Below are 16,538 nucleotides of genomic sequence, written 5' to 3'. Positions count from 1 at the left end.
CCGGCTTTGGGAATATGAACGATCCAGGAGGCCACGGCGGCGGGGTTGTCCCAGTAGCCGATGAACTCGCGCCCGACTTCCTCCGCCAAGCGAATGTTCAGGCCGCTCAGCGTGGACTGGCGCGGCGCCAGTATGATGACGCCTCCCTGCCCAGGACCAACCGGCGCGCGGAGCGAGAACTGGGTCACTGCGCCTTCTTTCGACGATCCGCCCACGGTGACGGAATAGTCGCCGGACTCGACAGACCACTTTCGCTGCATGTTCCACACTTCGAGTTCATACGACGTGAGATGGAACGTGACGCGACGCTTCTCTCCCGCCTTGAGGGTGATGCGGCGGAAGCCTTTCAGCGCTTTTTCCGGGGTGACGACGCTGCTGACGCTAGGCTTTAAGTAGAGCTGCACGACTTCGTCGCCGGCCCGGGCGCCGGTATTCGCGACCGTCACCGAGACCGCTACATCGAGAGGTTTGCCGGGAGCGGATGCGGCGGCGGTCAAGCCGCTGTATTGGAACTTGGTGTAGCTCAAGCCGTGTCCGAATGGAAAGAGCGGCGCGGGATCGGCGTCAATGTAGTGATTTCTCTTGTTGCGGTCGTAGTTGTAGAAGTCCGGCAGCGCGCCGATACTGCGTGGGAACGAGATCGGCAGACGGCCCGACGGATTGTTATCGCCAAAGAGCGTCTCGGCGATGGCCTGCCCGCCACGCTCCCCCGGATACCAGGCCTCCAGGATCGCGGGGACATGCTCCGCCGCCCAGGGAAGCGCCAAGGGGCGTCCGTTTTGCAGAACCAGCACTGTGGGCGCGCCAGCCGCCGTGACCGCCTCCAGCAGCTCCTGCTGGCGATCGGGAAGCCCCAGGCTGCTGCGGTCTGCCCCCTCGCCCGAAATCCCCTGTCGTTCGCCCAGACAAAGGATCACGGCGTCGGCGCCGCGCGCCTTCGCGACGGCGGCGTCAATATTGTTTCCATCGTCGTAAACGACTTCGGTCCCTGCGGAAACAAGAGACTTGACGCCGTCCAGCACCGTAACAAATGTGACGTTGGCAAGCGGCGGCGTGTAGTCGCCGGTCTGCGCCGTGGCGGCGTTTGGACCAATGACCGTGATCTTCTTCAGCGTCTTGGCGAGCGGCAGCAAGGCGTTGTCGTTCTTCAGCAGGCACAAGGACTGCCGGGAAGATTGCAGCGTCGTGGCGAGATACGCCGGGCTGCGCATCACCTTGGGCGCGAGTTTCGTATCCACGTAGGGATGGTCGAACAGACCCAGCGCAAATTTGGCCCGCAGCACGCGCGAAACAGCCCGGTCCAGCACCGCAGGCGCGAGTGATCCTGTGCGGATCCCGCTGATAATGGCGTTCTGAAATGTGTCGTGATCGAAATCGTAGAACTGCATGTCCACGCCCGCCGTCAGCGCCATGCGCACGGCGTCGCCGGGCGTCGCCGCCAGGCCATGCGTGTCGTAAAGATAGCGGATGGCGCCCAGGTCCGCGAGCACGAAACCCTGGAACCCCCACTCTTTGCGCAGAATGTCCGTCAAAAGCCAGGAGTTCGCGGTGCAGGGAATGCCGTCGATCTCATGGTACGCGACCATGACGCCCATGGCGTGGGATCGCCGGATCGCCGGCTCAAACGAGCGAAGCATCACCGTGCGGATTTCACGCTCTCCGGCGTGCACCGGCGCGGTGTTCAATCCGCCTTCCGGAGAGCCATGGCCCGCGAAGTGCTTCGGCTCGGAAATCACGGTATGGTCGGTGTCCAGCGAATCGCCCTGCATGCCGTGTACATACGCCGCTCCCAGCTCGCCAGTCAGATAAGGGTCCTCGCCGAAGTCCTCCTCCACACGTCCCCAGCGCGGATCGCGCGCCACATCCAGCACCGGCCCCAGCAGCATATGCACTCCCGAAGCGCGCGCCTCGGCCGCAATGCCGGCGGCGGTTCGGCGCGCCAGCTCCGGGTTCCACGTCGCCGCCAGATTGATGCTCTGGGGATAAAGTGTCCCATCCTGATACGAATTGGCGAAGCCGTGCAGCCCCTCCTCGATAAACAGCGCAGGGATGCCCAGCCGGTTATGCCCGATCACCCAGCGCTGGATCTCATTGGAAAGCGCGGCGTCCGCATAGAGATCGTGGATGCTGCCCACGCCGGCGGCGCCCAGCGACTTCGTCATCTTCGCCGCATCCACATGCGCGCCGGGCCGGGCGTGCGTGCCGTCGATCTTATCGACAATGTCCGTTCCCGGGTACATGTCGAGCTGCCGCGCCTTCTCCTCCACCGTCATGCGCCCAACCAGATCCTGAACCCGGCGCTCGATCGGCGCGCCGCGCTGTTGGTAAAGCGGGGCTGTGTTCTTTGCCGCCTGTGACGTCACTGGACAGAGCATCGCTGTCAGGGAGGCCAGCAGCATTGCCGAATTATTTCTCATGGGGACCTCTTATCTGGAAGTGAAACATTTCAACAAATCTATTATAAGGCATGAATGCAGATTATGCAACCGGTTTCAAAACAACCGGGCAAGGCGTGAGTTAAGCCTTGCCCGTTGTTCTGGCCCGAACCGGAGCCCCTACCTTTGTTATTTACTGACGACCGGCGTGAGCGTCAGTGAGCGCAGGTTCATCACGCGCGTGTGCTGCATGTTCGTGGGCTTGAGAGTGATCTTGATCGTCCCGAAACTCGTCACGTTCACGGTTCCGAGGGGCAGATCAATATAGGTCGTCCAGCCCGCAGTGGTTGGGACGACGCCGGGGAGTTCCTGCCCCGCCACATCGACCACGAATTTGCTGCCGGCTTCGTCGGTCGGACAAGCGACGTTCATGGAAACGGCGTAGGCGCCGGGTTTGACGTCCTTCACGGTCCACAGAAGCGAAGTCTTGGGATCTGCCCAGGTTCCGATATTATTGGGCGCTCCGATCTCCAGCGCGGCGTCGCCGTCCACATCGGCGTCATCGGCTGTGGCGACGATCGTTCCATCGGGTTTTGGCGTGACGGTGAGAGTCGCCGGCGCGCCGGGAACGTAAGTATCGTAAAGGCTCCGGACTTGCAGGGCTTTTTGCACGTGCGCCAGGTCCGTCTTCTTCGCAGGAGTGAGGGTGATCGTTACAGGCGCGCCGGGACGCAGGTGGACGAAGTTATCCGAGAAACGTGCGTCCATTCCCGCAAGATCCAGCCACGAAAAGAGCGCGGGACGGGTGGCGGTCAAGGTGACCCGATACGATTGCCCCGCCTGTGCGATCTTCGCGCGGATATTCGGCGCGGCAAGCGTCATATTCTTTGGCTTTGCGAAGGTGAGGACAGCGGTGGAGATCGGCTGACCGGGAACGGAAAGCTCCGACCACAGCAGCAGGGCGCCGGCTCCCTCTTTCGCGACGGCGGCTTTCTTCGCCAGAGACAGCGCGCGCACGCTCGTTGTTCCGGCGGGGATCGCGACGGGCTGCATTCCCTTTTCGATGGTTGTCCCGTCCATGCGCATCAGCGCCCAGCGGACATTTCCACGCAGGGGCTTCGGAATGTCGCTGCTCACCCAGAGTTGCGCGTTTCCCTCGGCGCCGTCCGTCTGTCCAGAAAGCATCACAGGCGCGTAAGCATGGCGAATGCGATACCAGAGCGCTTTCGGCCGTCCGTAATAATCCATCATCGACCAGCTAATCGACGGCCAGCAGTCGTTGTACTGCCAGACCAGGCTGCCGGTGGAGTTCGGCCAGTCGCGCCGCCAATGCTCGACGCCTGTGAGCACGCCGTCGGCCTGCTGGATCTGGCTCAGCCAGAGCGCGGAGTCGAAGTCCTTGGGATTACGGTAGTAACGCTTTGCCGTGCTGAGGATTAACTGATTGCCGTCGCGCCAGTTCCGCTGGTGGTACTCCATGACCGGCGACAGCACTGAGGCGCGATCTGCGTGTGACGTAAATTGCTCCACGCTGCGCGGTTGTGGGAACGCTTGAAAACCGAACTCGGACATGAACCCATGCACGTCTCGGTACGATTCGAAGCCCGACGAACCGTGCCAGACATTCCAATCGTGATCGTCCCCGGCCTCTGGGCTGCCGGGGGTGTAGACGGCGTCCGGAGAAAGATCGCGGACGACATCCGCAAGCAGACCGTGAAACAGCTTATTGTAGTCTTCATGCGTCATATGGTTCGGATCGGTCTTGTCCGCCACAAAACCGATCACTTCATTGTTGCCGGACCAGACCACGAGGCTGGGATGATTGCGCAGACGACGAACGTTATCTTGCGCCTCGGCCTTGACGTTCGCCATCCAGGCCGGGTCAAAGGCGGGGTAAGACGCATCAGCAAACTTGAACTCGGACCAGAGCAGAAGGCCCCGTTTGTCGGCCTCGTCATAAAAGGCGTCGCCGTCATAGTAACCGCCGCCCCACAGGCGCATCATGTTCATATTGGCGTTGATGGCGTCGTCGATCAACCGCCGCTGACGCGCCGGATTGGCGCGGGTCGTCAGCGAATCTTCCGGAACCCAGTTGGATCCCTTGGCGAAGAACGGACGCCCGTTGATCGCCAGCGTCAGCGGGCGCTTGCTCGTCTTGGCCATCCAGGTGATCGTGCGCAGTCCGAAGCGCTGCGTCTTTTGATCGACCACAGCGCCCCGCGCGTCACGCAGCTCTACTTGGATGTCGTAAAGATTCTGGGCGCCCATCCCCACCGGCCACCAGAGGTGCGGACGCGCGATCGTCAGCTTCGAAATGCTCTTGCCGCCCGCAAGCGGCGTATCCGCCTCGGTAACTTTTCGTCCCTGAAACAGCACGGCGACATGCGCCTTGACCGGCGCCGATGTATCCGCCGCGACTTCAACACGCAGGCCGACACGACCCGGCGACCGATGATCCTGAATGACGCCAACATCCGTCAGACGCGCCTCGTCCCAGCCGATCAATCCGATCTTCTTCCAAATGCCGCTGGTCATCAGCTCCGGCGCAAAGTCCCATCCCGGCTGAAACGGCGACTTGCGCAAGTATCCCATGCCGTGCGTCTCCACGGGTTTGCCGGGAAACGCCGCCTGATTGACATGCGCCTCCAGATAGGGAGCGACAGGCGCGAATACAACCTGGATTTTGTTGTCGCCAGTATGCAATAACGGCCGGACATCGAACTCCCATGTCCGGAACATATTATCCGTGTGTGCGATAAGCTTGCCGTTCACCTGAATCGTCGCCAGCGTGTCCAAGCCCTCACAGCGCAGTCGAATCTGGCGATGCTTTAAAAACCCAGCAGACACGGTAAAGCTTCGCACATAAGTCCATGGGACTTCTTTGACCCATTGCGATGACTTATTATTATCGCGATAGAACGGGTTCGAAATTTTACCCGCCGCCATCAAATCGGTCTGGACGACGCCCGGAACTGTCGCCGGCAGCGACAACTTGCGGTCGGCCTGTGTCAGCCGCCACGCGCCCTCCAGCCCCACCCGCTCCGGCGAGGCCGCATGGGAAGTGATATGCATGGCAAGCTCTAAAAGGCAGGCGGCAATTGCAAGATATTTCATGGATCGCGACACTCCGGGAATCGACATAGTCCTACGCTGTAAACGCTTTCTGTAAGCGCTTACATTATAACAAGATATGATTGCACTGTCAATTCATTTCTGAGAAAGGCTGCGCTGTCGCAGAAAGGGCATATAGCTGGTCGCCAAATATTGTCCCATCTCCCGCTCGACGATCCATTCGATCTGGCCTCGATGATGCTGGCCATGCGAGAGAATTTGCGTTAAGATTTCGCTCACCGTGTTCTGAAACATTCGGCCATTGGGTGCATAGGAAGTGATGCTTTTGCTGAAATCAGCATCCTCCAGCTCCATGACGATCGCCCGAAGCACTTCCGTACTCGATTGGAGATGAGACCTGCATTCTTCCAGCGACCACTGCGGAGAGCAATCGATATTCTCTGGAACACCGTGGCCATTCATCAGATAAACCCAGGGCTGCATGTCCGCGATCAAGTGCCCGAAGATCGTAACGACCTCTGACGGAACAGTGTTGGTGGAAAGAAAGCTCACAATCTGTCGATTGGCACACTCTTCATATTCGAACATATGCCGGAAGTATAGAGCGATGGAACTGTCAGACATCATCGAATTTCTCCTTTGAACATCCCTGAGGACGGCGCAAACGAGAACAGAGCAGCCTTGTGGCTGCCCTGTTTTCATATCTCATCTGTCTGGCGCATATCTCAGTGAAGGCGACTCGCTACTCCGAAACGCCGTATTTCTTCTTGACCAAGCCCGCCAGCTCACCCGCGAGCGCTTCGATCTCGGACTGATCCGGACCTTCGGCCATGATTCGGATGAGCTTCTCGGTGCCGGAAGCGCGGACGTTGAGACGGCCGCGGCCGGCGAGCTTTTCCTCGGTCTGCGTGATGGCGCGCTGGATTTCGGCGTCGCTCTGCCAGGCGGTGCGGTCGGTGACGCGGACGCCGAGCAGGGTCTGGGGGTACTCGGACATTTGATCGGCGAGCGCGGAAAGCGGCTGGCCGGTTTCGCACATGACTTTGAGGACTTGCAGCGCGGTGAGCAGGCCATCGCCCGTGGTAGTCAGGTGGCCGAAGATTAAGTGTCCGGACTTCTCGCCGCCGAGAATATAGCCTTCGCGACGCATTTCCTCGCAGACGTATCGGTCGCCCACGGCGGTGCGCACCAAGGTGACGTCACTTGCGCGCAGCGCGACTTCCAGGCCCATGTTGCTCATGATCGTGCCGACGACCGTGTTGCGCGCGAGTTGGCCGCGGCCCGCAAGGTGGCGGCCGACGATCATCATCACGCGGTCGCCGTCCACCAGGCGGCCTTGTTCGTCGGCGAGGATCACTCGGTCGGCGTCGCCGTCGAACGCGATGCCGATCTGCGCGCCATGCTCGATCACGTTGGCGCGCATTTCGCCAGGATGCAGCGATCCGCAGCCGGCGTTGATATTGGTTCCATTCGGAGCGCAGTGCAGAGCGATCACGCTGGCGCCCAGGTCCATGGCGACGCGCGGCCCGATCTCGTGGTTCGCGCCATTGGCGGCGTCGATCACGATCTTGATGCCGTCCAGCCGCAGGCCGCCCATGGTTTCCTCCATGTGCTCGGCGTAGATGTCGCGCAGATGCGGATCGCGGCAGGCGATGCCGACCAGCGCGCCGCTCGGGCGCGGCAGGGTGAGCGCCTGCGGCACGAGCGCTTCGATCTCGGCCTCGATCGCATCATCCAATTTGTAGCCGTCAGCGCCGAAGAACTTGATGCCGTTGTCCTGATAGGGATTGTGGGAAGCCGAGATCACGACGCCGGCGTCGAACCCGGCTGTACGCGCGATATTGGCGACGGCAGGCGTGGGGACGACCCCAGGGCTGACGACGGTGGCGCCCATGGAGCAGAGACCTGCGGTAATCGCGGACTCCAGCAGCGTGCCGGAGACGCGGGTATCGCGGCCGATAACGAATTTGGGGGCGTGACTGCGCCCCAGGACACGGGCGGCGGCCGCTCCCAGCGCAAAGGCAAGAGACGGAGTGAGCTCCGTGTTGGCGACGCCTCGCACGCCGTCCGTACCGAACAACTTTTCTGACATAGCGGGAACGATTACTCCTGAATAGAACGGTCGAAAAAAGAGCGCCCGGCGGCTACGGCTGCGCGGGCGGCGCAGGCGCGATTGCCGGCCCCGGGGCCGTAAAAACGGGAACGATATGTACGGTCACCGTCACTTGAACGGCGGCGACAGGCGAAAGGGCGCGCAGCGGCGACAGCGTCACGGTTTTGACCACATCCTGCGCGGCGCCCGTGATATCGATAGGAGCGGTCGAGACCACTCCGACGCGCGCCAGGGTATCGATGCGTCCGGTAAACGGCACGCGCGCCGGATTGACCTGCACATCCGTGATCTTGAAACCAGGCGCCGGAACCCCGGTAATGTCCGGACTCACCAGCAGATCCTTGTTGGTGGTTTCTTCGATGATCCCCAGCCGGACATGAGCGGTTGGCGGCACAAGCGAGACATTATCTACGGGGCGCTTTTGATCGTCGATCGCCCGGATCTGGTAGTCATCCTCCAGCACACCGCCAGCGCCGGTGACCTCAGGACGCACGACCAGACGGAACACACGGTTGACGGCGTCCTCGCCGCCGATCACCGTCGCCTCCACGGGGGCGACGTCAGGCTTGCGAAAGACGTAGCCTTCAGGAGCCGACCCGCTCGGCTCGACCCGGATTCCCATGCGGCGCTTGCGCTTCGGCTGAAGCGTCAGTGTGATTGTGCGGGGCTCGGTGTCGCTGATCGTCACCGTGCCGGGAATGCCAGGAGCGAGCTTGGCTTCCACGGGCACGGAAGATTGTCGGCCGGTGTGCACACTGCTCAAATCCGCAGTCACAATGACGCTGTTCTCGGGCAAGCGGCTCAGCTCTTCGAGTGGGCCTTCCAGCGTTACGGTGACCGTCGGCGACGATTGATCGGCGATCAGCATCCCTGTCGGCAGGTTTCGCGTCACAACCGTGGTATGGACATCATGCGTCTTGATCGGGTTCTGCTGCGCGTCGACATACCAGCGCAGCGCACATGCGCACAGCAGGGCCAGCAGCTTATAAGACAGATTTTCGCGCAAACGGGCGAGCATGGCGGTTCCTAGTACGGAGCAAAGCGTTTACGCGGACGGCGGAGTTCCCGGTCCATCGGTCCCCGGCGGAGGCGAGGGCGCCGGCTGTTTCTGCGCGCCCCGAGATACGTTCAAAAACGGCGCGAGACTGGTGAACGGACTGACAGTCGCCTTCACCGCCGCGCGCGCCTTGGCGCGACGCCGGCGAGAGACCGGCCGCTCACGCCCCATCACGCCCTGCATCAATCGATCGCGCAGGGCGTCGTCGCGCAGGCCGCGAACCATCTTGCCTTCAAAGGCGACGGAAATGATGCCGGTCTCCTCGGAAACCACCAGAACCAGGGCGTCGCTCTGCTCCGACATTCCCAGAGCGGCCTTGTGGCGCGTATGCACCATGGCGCCGATATCCCGGTTGTCCGAAAGGGGCAGCGTACAGCCCGCCGCCACGATCCGGTCGCGGCGCACGATCGCCGCGCCGTCATGAAGAGGACAACCTGGGTAAAAAATCGTCTCCAGCAGCTCGGCGCTAATCACCGCGTTCATCAGCGTGCCGGTGCCGATGATCTCCGTCAGACCCGTTTCGCGCTCCAGCACTACCAGGGCGCCGATTTTTTTGTCGGACAAGAAACTGGCCGCGCGGACGAGTTCCGCCACCATCACGGAAACGTCTTCTTTTTCCAGCCCAACGAAGTTTTTGCCCCAGAATCCGACCCGCCCGACTTCTTCCAAGGCGTGCCGCAGCTCGGGATAAAAGAGGATGACGATCGCGACCGGGCCAAGCAGAAACATCTGCTTGAGCAGCCAGTTCAGCGCCGTCAAGTGCGCCCAGTCAGAGAACCAGAGGATCAGAACGAAGATCAGGAGACCGGAGATGATCTGCCACGCGCGCGTACCTTTGGCAAGCATGATCAAATGGTAGATCAGGTAAGCGACCACCAAGATATCGACGCCCGCATGGACGAATCCCAGCAGATCCGCCGTCGTCCATTTGTGCTGCCAGCCGTGCATTTCTCAACCCCAAACCGTGCGCCATCGCCTCTCAGTATATCATAACGGCCCTGCCGAATGCAACCATGCGCCGTCGAAGAGTCCTGACAGCGAACAAGAGCCCCAGGCTTCGCCCAGGGCTCTTGTTCGTCATTCGTACAATTCGGCGCCATCCCGGCGCGTCTCGCCGGGATGGCTCGGACTTAGTTGCGGGCGGATCCCGGCTGGGTCGGCGGCGGGTTCGGCGGCAGGCCTCCGGGAGGCGTGATCACCAGAACCGACGCGGTGCTGGAGTAGATCCAGTATCCCACCCACGGAACCAGAGGAGCGTTCGCGGTCAGCTGGACGTAGTCGTTGCTGGCCTGCCGGTATGCCCACGGCAACTTCACAACCTTACTTGCCGGAAGGGTCGAGCTCAGCAGGTTCCCCTTAACATCGTAGACGGCGATGGAGGACAACAACGTGTTCTCAAGGAAGGGGTTGCCGATCTGGTTCCAGCCTGTCTGCAGAACTTTTTGGAAGACTGCGGTTGTTTTAACCGGCGTCCCCTGGAAGTGGGTGAAATTATCAGCGGCAAACTTAACCCAGTATCCTTCCCCAGGACGAAGGGTATCGGCAGGGAATGTCGGGTACGAGACATACTGCAGTTGGGACGGCTGATACGAGTACAGGCGCTGCTCACGCGTCAGAGGCGCCGTCAATCCGATCAGCGACGGGTAACTCACGTCATTGAGGGAGAAGTCATAAGGCGCCGAAATCATCTGCAGACCGGCGGAGAACGGATGTCCGACAGTAAGAACGAAGTCGTGGACTGTGGTAGCGCCCGCGACGACGTTAATTCCCGCGTCGATTCGACCGGCGAAGGGCGCCTTGGTCGCGCTCACCGTATAGGTGAGTTTGCTGGACAGATCCTTGGTATACTTGCCATCCACGCCCGTCACGAGATCGGTCCCAATCGTCGCGCCGGTGTCCTCACGGACAAAATGCAGGGTGGCGCCCGCAAGCGGCGCCCCATCGGCATCTAATACCGTTCCAGACAGCGTGCCGAAGCTCGCCGGATCCGAAGTCGCCAGTCGATTCAGCAATTCGAGACCGTTGAACGATCCCCATCCCGTGGCGTCGTCGTATCCTACTTTGGCGCTGTAGATCAGGTTATCGCCAACCGTGACGTCATGGAACGCCGCTGCGTAATCTGCTGGGTCGCGGGCAAGAGCGTAGATAGGCGGGTTCGCTTCGCCAAGAGCAGAATCGCCGACATTCGCGCGCTGCTGATTGACGAGAGTAATGAAGGCCGCCCAAATTGGCGTCGCGGCGCTGGTGCCGCCGCTCGAAGACCACCCGCCTCCATCAGCAACATAGATATCGTAGCCCGTGGCGGGATCCGCATCCAGCGCCACATCGGGAACGTCACGCATGTCGGGGGATTCCCCGACCGGAGTGGGCGACTTCTGGTAGTCGGGCTTGGGCCAGATCACGCTCTTGCCGCCGCCGCTTCCGCCGCCGTTCAGCGGAGCGTCCGCCAGCGTCCCCTTCCAAACGGTTTCGGAAACAAACGTTCCGCCGATACCGGTCGTGGTAAGGGTCGTGCCGCCGACCCCCGTCACATGCGGCTGCGATGCGGGATCGCTCACGGAAACGGTGGGAGTGGTCTGGGAACCAGCATCAGCATATGCGCCGCCGTCACCAGAAGAGTTGAAGATCGATTGCCGCTGCGCCGCCATCTGCGTGAAGACTTGCGCCTCCGCCAGACGAGTGGCGTTATCCACCAGGCTTTCGGCCAATCCCCAACTGACGCTGACAACCGGCGCAAGATTATCGTCGGCAATCCGCTGATAAAGGCCGAGCGCATCGGAGTTCTTCGCCTCGTAAACGTAGAGATGGTCGAGCTTGGGCGCAAGCGCCAGCACCATATCGATGTCAAGGATGACTTCGAGAAAGCCGCCATCGGTGCCCGCGTTGGGAAGGCCGCTGAACCCGTTGTAAAGAATATTGGTGATGTTCGGCGTTCCCAAATTGAATTGGGTCGTGTATTTCGTCACGTCCGCCATATCGTAGCCGTCCAGCTGGAACACCGCCAGCGACTGACCTTCACCCTTATAGGGGACTGTTTTCAGATTGTAAGCGGCGAGGATGTCGTTTGGAGCCAATCCGCCTGCGGGTCCCGAGCCGATGGCGCTCGGATTCAGCAGCGACTGCAAGTCGGTTTGGAACTTCGGCGCAGCTTTGCGGTGATAGTTGACGCTTGGGATGCTGTTTAGCCCCGTAACGCCGAGGATCCGGGAGGCGACGCCCTGAGGAATGGTCGGCGCGACGTTATTTGTGTAAACCACACTGCCGGTGGGCAGCAAGTACCGGTCAAGCTTCACGTTGAAGGCCGATTCGACATTCCGACTGGAGCCGCGCACCAGCACGAGCGACCGGGTTGGAGACGCCTCCGCCACGGAAAGCCCCTGGGACTTCGCATAGGAGATAACGGTATCGAAATCTTCATGGGACGGAGAATACAGCTCTCGGAATTGCTTTGAGGTCAACCCCTTGCCGTACAGCGCGTCTTTAGGATCAGCGATGCGGCGGACATATTCATCCAGTGCGGCGCGGTTGCGCAGCGGCAGGCTCACGGTGATGCTGACCTGCGTTTGCCCATCCTGGCGACCCAGAAATCGGGACCGGTTCAGCAAGGGCGCAACGCCTGGGGCAAATTCATTATGCGGGACCGCAACCCGAGGCTGAGAGGCGAACTCAGCCTTGATTTGCGCTAAGGATGCGGTGGTTTGCGCCCCGGCTGCGTGCGCACCCGCGACAGCCAATATGGCGGTCAGGGTCGCCGCGTAGGCGGCCCCGGACCGTCGGACGCGAGAGCGCCTCTGATAGCGAGAGTACATGTTGAAAACGACTCCTTAGTCAAACAGGAAAATGGGCGGGAAGCGGAGCGGCGGGCCGCCGGGCGGTGACAAGCCTTACTCTTTTTTATATTATATGTAACGCACAGGAATCTGTCAAGGAAAATTCACGCAAATTGGTTTCATCACGCAAAGATAAGGGATAATGAAAGCGGCCGGTTATGAAGATCCCCGCAAGGAGCAACTCAATTGCAATGAGAGAAATACAGACCATTTTCATCGGAAGCGGCGATCCAGGCTTAATAGAACGCACACAAACGCTTTCGCCAACCCTGCAAATTATTTCCAGCCGGCAGCTGAAAGAAAATCCCGAGGCCCTGTCGACAATCGACGCAGCCTACGGATGGCTCGGCAAAGATGAGGTTGCTCAGGCGACCAGCCTGCGCTGGCTGCAGCTGGCTTCGGCGGGGGTCAATGGACTGATCACCCCCGAGATCAAGGCGCGCGATCTGATTATCACGAACGCTCGTGGCATCCATGCCGAACCGATCACGGAGCACATGTTCGGCATGCTGCTGATGTTCACTCGCCGTCTCGGCGAGGCGTGGGATCGTCATAAGATCGGCAAGTGGAACGGCGAGGGCCTTGGCGATCGTGTGCTCCTGCTGGCAGGCAAGACGCTAGGTATCCTCGGTGTCGGCGCCATCGGCGGTCAGAGCGCCAAGGTCGGCAAGGCATTCGATATGCATGTGGTCGGTCTGCGGCGCACCGGCGAGCCTCATGAATATGTGGACCGAATGTACACGCTGGACCAAACGCACGAGTTTCTGGCCGCAAGCGACATCATCATGAATATCCTTCCGAAAACAGAGAAAACAATGGGCTTTCTCGGCCCCCAAGAGTTCGAAGCGATGAAGCCCGGCGCGATCTTAATCAACACAGGCCGCGGCTCGACCGTCGACACCGACGCCATGATCGCCGCCCTCCACAGCGGCAAACTCGGGGCGGCCCTGCTCGACGTCACCGCCCCCGAGCCTCTTCCCGAAGGCCATCCACTCTGGACAGCCCCCAACGTCTTTATCACGCCGCATTACAGCGGCGCGCATCCCGAGTACGACGAACGCGCGGACAAGATCTTTCTGGAGAACCTGCGGCGCTACTTAGCAGGAGAGGTCTTGATGAACGTAGTGGATAAAGAAGAGGGATATTGAGACTGCCCCGAAGTAAAGCAAACCATGTCTACCAACCCATTGCGATCCGTCACTCATGAACCATGCACGTGCGGAACGCTAGAGCGTGCGGCGGGAAGGCCCCTGCGTCGAAGCGAGCAGAGCTATTTGCCCACATATCCCGCTCCGAAATGGATCAGCTAAGCGCGCTGACGGTGGGTCTGCATACCATTGAGGAAGTCATCGCGAAGTACGGAAACCCTGATGAGGAGCCCCCTTCTGGTTCTAGGAACTCATACACACGTTCCGATGGGTCGACTTATCATGAAACCTATCGAAGTTTGCGCTATCACAATCTCTCAGAGACCGCCGACGTACACGTGAATGTAAGCGGCGATGGCCGCGTGTCGTTTGGTTTCACTGGGAAATATATTGGCCCGCCAAGAAAGCAGTCGTGAGAGACGGGTTATTTCGGCGCGACGGGGACATCGCTCTTGCGGGTCACTTCCTCGCCAGCGTCTTCGAGCGGAGCAGTGAAGTTGTACTGGCTGAGCACTAATTTGCCCTGTTTGCCGACATTCGCCTCATACTCGTAGGAAGTGACCGAGCAGTTCGCGACATCCTGCGCGATATCGATTGTCAGAATCTGCTCCTCTGTTAATCCTTCTAATATGTAACGGAAGCACAGCACGACGACTTGGTGCGCGACAATCAGGACGCGTTCGTGGCGATACTCGCGCGCGATCGTGTTGGTAACGCTGCGCAGGCGCAGGATGACGTCGCACCAGCTTTCGCCGCCGGGAGGCCGATGGTAAAACTTGCCGAGGGCCAGACGGAACGCCATTTGATCGGGAAAGCGCTCCTTCACGCCTTCGACCGTCAGGCGATCCAAAACGCCAAACTCCTTTTCGCGAAGGCGCTCGTCCTCAATGATCGGCAGGTCGTCATGAAGCATTCCCGCCGTCTCCAGCACAATGCGGGCGGTATCCCGCGTCCGAACATAGGGAGAGGTGAGGACTACCGTCGGGCGCCGCTCTGGCGGCAAAGCCGCGAACCAACGGCCCAGTGCGGCCGCCTGCCGCTCGCCAAGCTCCGATAGCGGGACATCCATATCCCGCGAAGCGATCTGGATCACTGGATGGCCGGCGGCGACCGCCTCGTCCCGGGCGACATTGCCGGCGCTTTGTCCATGGCGAACAATTAGTATTTCGTCCGGCCACTTTTGGTGTTCAATCACAATTTTCTCCCAGCAGGCAGGTAAACTGATTGTAGCCGAAGACGGCTCAGGCCAAACATGGCCGCCGGAACTATTGCCTCTATCCCGGCGCTCTTAAGGATTCCGACCTCTCTTTTTCGCCGCGATGCGCCGAAGATAAAAACAGCCAATAATACGGGGACGCCGATCGGCGCGCCTCAGTGACCGGCACAAGGAATTTGTCTATGAAGCATGTTGATATGGTCGTGATCGGCAGCGGACCGGCCGGCCAGAAGGCGGCGATCCAGGCCGCGAAACTCGGCAAAAGCGTTACCCTCGTTGAGAAAAACAACATCATTGGCGGCGCCTGCATCCATACAGGGACGATCCCCAGCAAGGCGCTCCGCGAATCCGTTCTTCAACTCACCGGCATCCATCAGAGCACTCTGAACAACGCCAACCCCGTCAATAAAAGCGACATCACGCTCGACGATTTGATCTTCCGGTGCCACCAGGTGATCCGGACCGAGATCGACGTGATTCGTGAGCATATGCAGCGCAATAACGTCGAGATGGTCTGGGGCGAAGCCCACTTCAAGGACGCGCACACGATCGATATCGTCCGACCCAGCGCCTGCGAAACGATCGAAGCCGACCACATCGTCATCGCCAGCGGCACCACGCCGGCCCGGCCCAATAGCATCACCTTTGACAGCGAGCGCGTTTTGGACAGCGACAGCTTCCTGCGCCTGCCCGCGCTTCCCAAGAGCATCATCATCGTCGGCGGCGGCGTGATCGGCACCGAGTACGCTTGTATGATGGCCGCCCTCGGCATCCGCGTCGTGCTGATCGAAGCCCGCCCGATGCTGCTGGAGTTCGCCGACTCCGAGATCATCGAAGCGCTCCAATATCGTATGCGCGCCATGGGCGTCACCCTGCGCCTGAACGAGCGCGTCGACGACATCCGTGTCCTGCCCGACGGCCTCGTCCAGGCGACGATGCAGAGCGGCAAGCATATCCGCGCCGATTCGCTCCTGTACTGTATCGGCCGTCAGGGCGCCACCGGCAAGATGGACTTGGACAAGGTCGGACTTACCCCTGACTCACGCGGCCGACTGAAGGTCAACGAGCATTACCAGACGGAGATTCCACACATCTATGCGGTCGGCGATGTAATTGGATTCCCGGCCCTCGCCAGCACCAGCATGGAGCAGGGGCGTCTCGCCAGCTGCCACGCCTACGGCGAACCGACCTCCTCGATCCCTGAACTCTTCCCGGTCGGTATCTACTCGATCCCGGAGATCTCGATGGTCGGCAAGACCGAAGCGGCCCTGACCGACGAAGGCATTCCCTACGAAGCCGGCGTCGCGCAGTACCGCGAGATCGCGCGTGGCCAATTGCTTGGCGACGAAGGCGGCATGCTCAAGCTCCTGATTCACGAGCAGACCCGCCAGATCCTCGGCGTCCACGCCATCGGCACCGGCGCGACCGAACTGATCCACATCGGCCAGGCCGTGATGGCGCTCAAGGGCACCGTCGATTACTTCATCAACAACGTGTTCAACTACCCGACCCTGGCCGAGTGCTACAAGGTCGCCGCCCTGAACGGCAGCAATAAACTTCGTTTACTGCAGTCTTCACCAACGTCGCTGGAGACGCCGAAGTTGAAGATCGTCGGCGCATAATACGCGTTAAGAAAAAGAGCCGGGAGCGCATTGCGTCTCTCGGCTCTTTTTGTGCTTTGAGGCGATAGAGTATAAAGCCACAAGTAAAAACCTATGCCGCCATCG

Annotated in this window: 10 protein-coding genes; 2 read left to right on the top strand and 8 right to left on the bottom strand. The window is 60.5% G+C overall.

What is annotated here, in order from left to right; translation table 11 throughout:
- The 7 genes from ABIZ35_RS08465 to ABIZ35_RS08435 all read right to left on the bottom strand — a co-directional run.
- Window positions 1–2,417: glycoside hydrolase family 3 N-terminal domain-containing protein (locus tag ABIZ35_RS08465; RefSeq protein ID WP_348219451.1), on the bottom strand; the 2,417-nt coding region annotated here is incomplete at its 3' end.
- Between the two features lie 147 nt (window positions 2,418–2,564).
- On the bottom strand, window positions 2,565–5,489 hold the full coding sequence (locus ABIZ35_RS08460) for a glycoside hydrolase family 2 protein (protein WP_348219450.1): 2,925 nt from the start codon (window positions 5,487–5,489) through the stop codon (window positions 2,565–2,567).
- Window positions 5,490–5,582: 93 nt separating this feature from the next.
- Window positions 5,583–6,074 (bottom strand): DinB family protein, encoded by a 492-nt coding sequence (locus ABIZ35_RS08455; protein WP_348219449.1) that lies wholly within the window; start codon window positions 6,072–6,074, stop codon window positions 5,583–5,585.
- 115 nt (window positions 6,075–6,189) lie between these two features.
- Window positions 6,190–7,539 carry a phosphoglucosamine mutase gene (gene glmM, locus ABIZ35_RS08450; protein ID WP_348219448.1) on the bottom strand — a complete coding sequence of 450 codons (1,350 nt, stop codon included), beginning with the start codon at window positions 7,537–7,539 and terminating at the stop codon, window positions 6,190–6,192.
- A gap of 52 nt (window positions 7,540–7,591) precedes the next feature.
- Window positions 7,592–8,578, bottom strand: coding sequence for a CdaR family protein (locus ABIZ35_RS08445; protein ID WP_348219447.1), 987 nt, complete (start codon window positions 8,576–8,578; stop codon window positions 7,592–7,594).
- Window positions 8,579–8,605: 27 nt separating this feature from the next.
- The gene (cdaA, locus tag ABIZ35_RS08440; protein WP_348219446.1) at window positions 8,606–9,565 is read right to left on the bottom strand and encodes a diadenylate cyclase CdaA; all 960 of its coding nucleotides are present in this window, start codon (window positions 9,563–9,565) and stop codon (window positions 8,606–8,608) included.
- 182 nt (window positions 9,566–9,747) lie between these two features.
- Entirely contained in the window at window positions 9,748–12,426 is a 2,679-nt protein-coding gene (locus ABIZ35_RS08435; RefSeq protein WP_348219445.1) for a protease pro-enzyme activation domain-containing protein, read from the bottom strand.
- Window positions 12,427–12,638: 212 nt separating this feature from the next.
- Here ABIZ35_RS08435 and ABIZ35_RS08430 point away from each other — a divergent pair, with 212 nt between their 5' ends.
- Complete coding sequence (locus tag ABIZ35_RS08430) at window positions 12,639–13,595, top strand: D-2-hydroxyacid dehydrogenase (protein ID WP_348219444.1); 957 nt, start codon at window positions 12,639–12,641, stop codon at window positions 13,593–13,595.
- Window positions 13,596–14,019: 424 nt separating this feature from the next.
- Here ABIZ35_RS08430 and ABIZ35_RS08425 read toward each other — a convergent pair whose 3' ends face one another.
- Window positions 14,020–14,787 (bottom strand): histidine phosphatase family protein, encoded by a 768-nt coding sequence (locus tag ABIZ35_RS08425; RefSeq protein WP_348219452.1) that lies wholly within the window; start codon window positions 14,785–14,787, stop codon window positions 14,020–14,022.
- A 206-nt stretch (window positions 14,788–14,993) separates the two neighbouring features.
- Here ABIZ35_RS08425 and sthA point away from each other — a divergent pair, with 206 nt between their 5' ends.
- Complete coding sequence (sthA, locus tag ABIZ35_RS08420) at window positions 14,994–16,433, top strand: Si-specific NAD(P)(+) transhydrogenase (RefSeq protein ID WP_348219443.1); 1,440 nt, start codon at window positions 14,994–14,996, stop codon at window positions 16,431–16,433.
- Window positions 16,434–16,538: the final 105 nt, after the last annotated feature.

The organism is Capsulimonas sp. (assembly GCF_039929585.1).
Classification (GTDB): domain Bacteria; phylum Armatimonadota; class Armatimonadia; order Armatimonadales; family Capsulimonadaceae; genus Capsulimonas.
This window is presented reverse-complemented; position numbering and strand designations above follow the sequence as displayed.

Bases quoted from the DNA above. Each gene is read 5' to 3' on its own strand.
- glmM (WP_348219448.1), bottom strand. From the start codon at position 7,539: ATGTCAGAAAAGTTGTTCGGTACGGACGGCGTGCGAGGCGTCGCCAAC.
- cdaA (WP_348219446.1), bottom strand. From the start codon at position 9,565: ATGCACGGCTGGCAGCACAAATGGACGACGGCGGATCTGCTGGGATTC.
- ABIZ35_RS08460 (WP_348219450.1), bottom strand. From the start codon at position 5,489: ATGAAATATCTTGCAATTGCCGCCTGCCTTTTAGAGCTTGCCATGCAT.
- ABIZ35_RS08445 (WP_348219447.1), bottom strand. From the start codon at position 8,578: ATGCTCGCCCGTTTGCGCGAAAATCTGTCTTATAAGCTGCTGGCCCTG.
- ABIZ35_RS08430 (WP_348219444.1), top strand. From the start codon at position 12,639: ATGAGAGAAATACAGACCATTTTCATCGGAAGCGGCGATCCAGGCTTA.
- ABIZ35_RS08455 (WP_348219449.1), bottom strand. From the start codon at position 6,074: ATGATGTCTGACAGTTCCATCGCTCTATACTTCCGGCATATGTTCGAA.
- ABIZ35_RS08435 (WP_348219445.1), bottom strand. From the start codon at position 12,426: ATGTACTCTCGCTATCAGAGGCGCTCTCGCGTCCGACGGTCCGGGGCC.
- sthA (WP_348219443.1), top strand. From the start codon at position 14,994: ATGAAGCATGTTGATATGGTCGTGATCGGCAGCGGACCGGCCGGCCAG.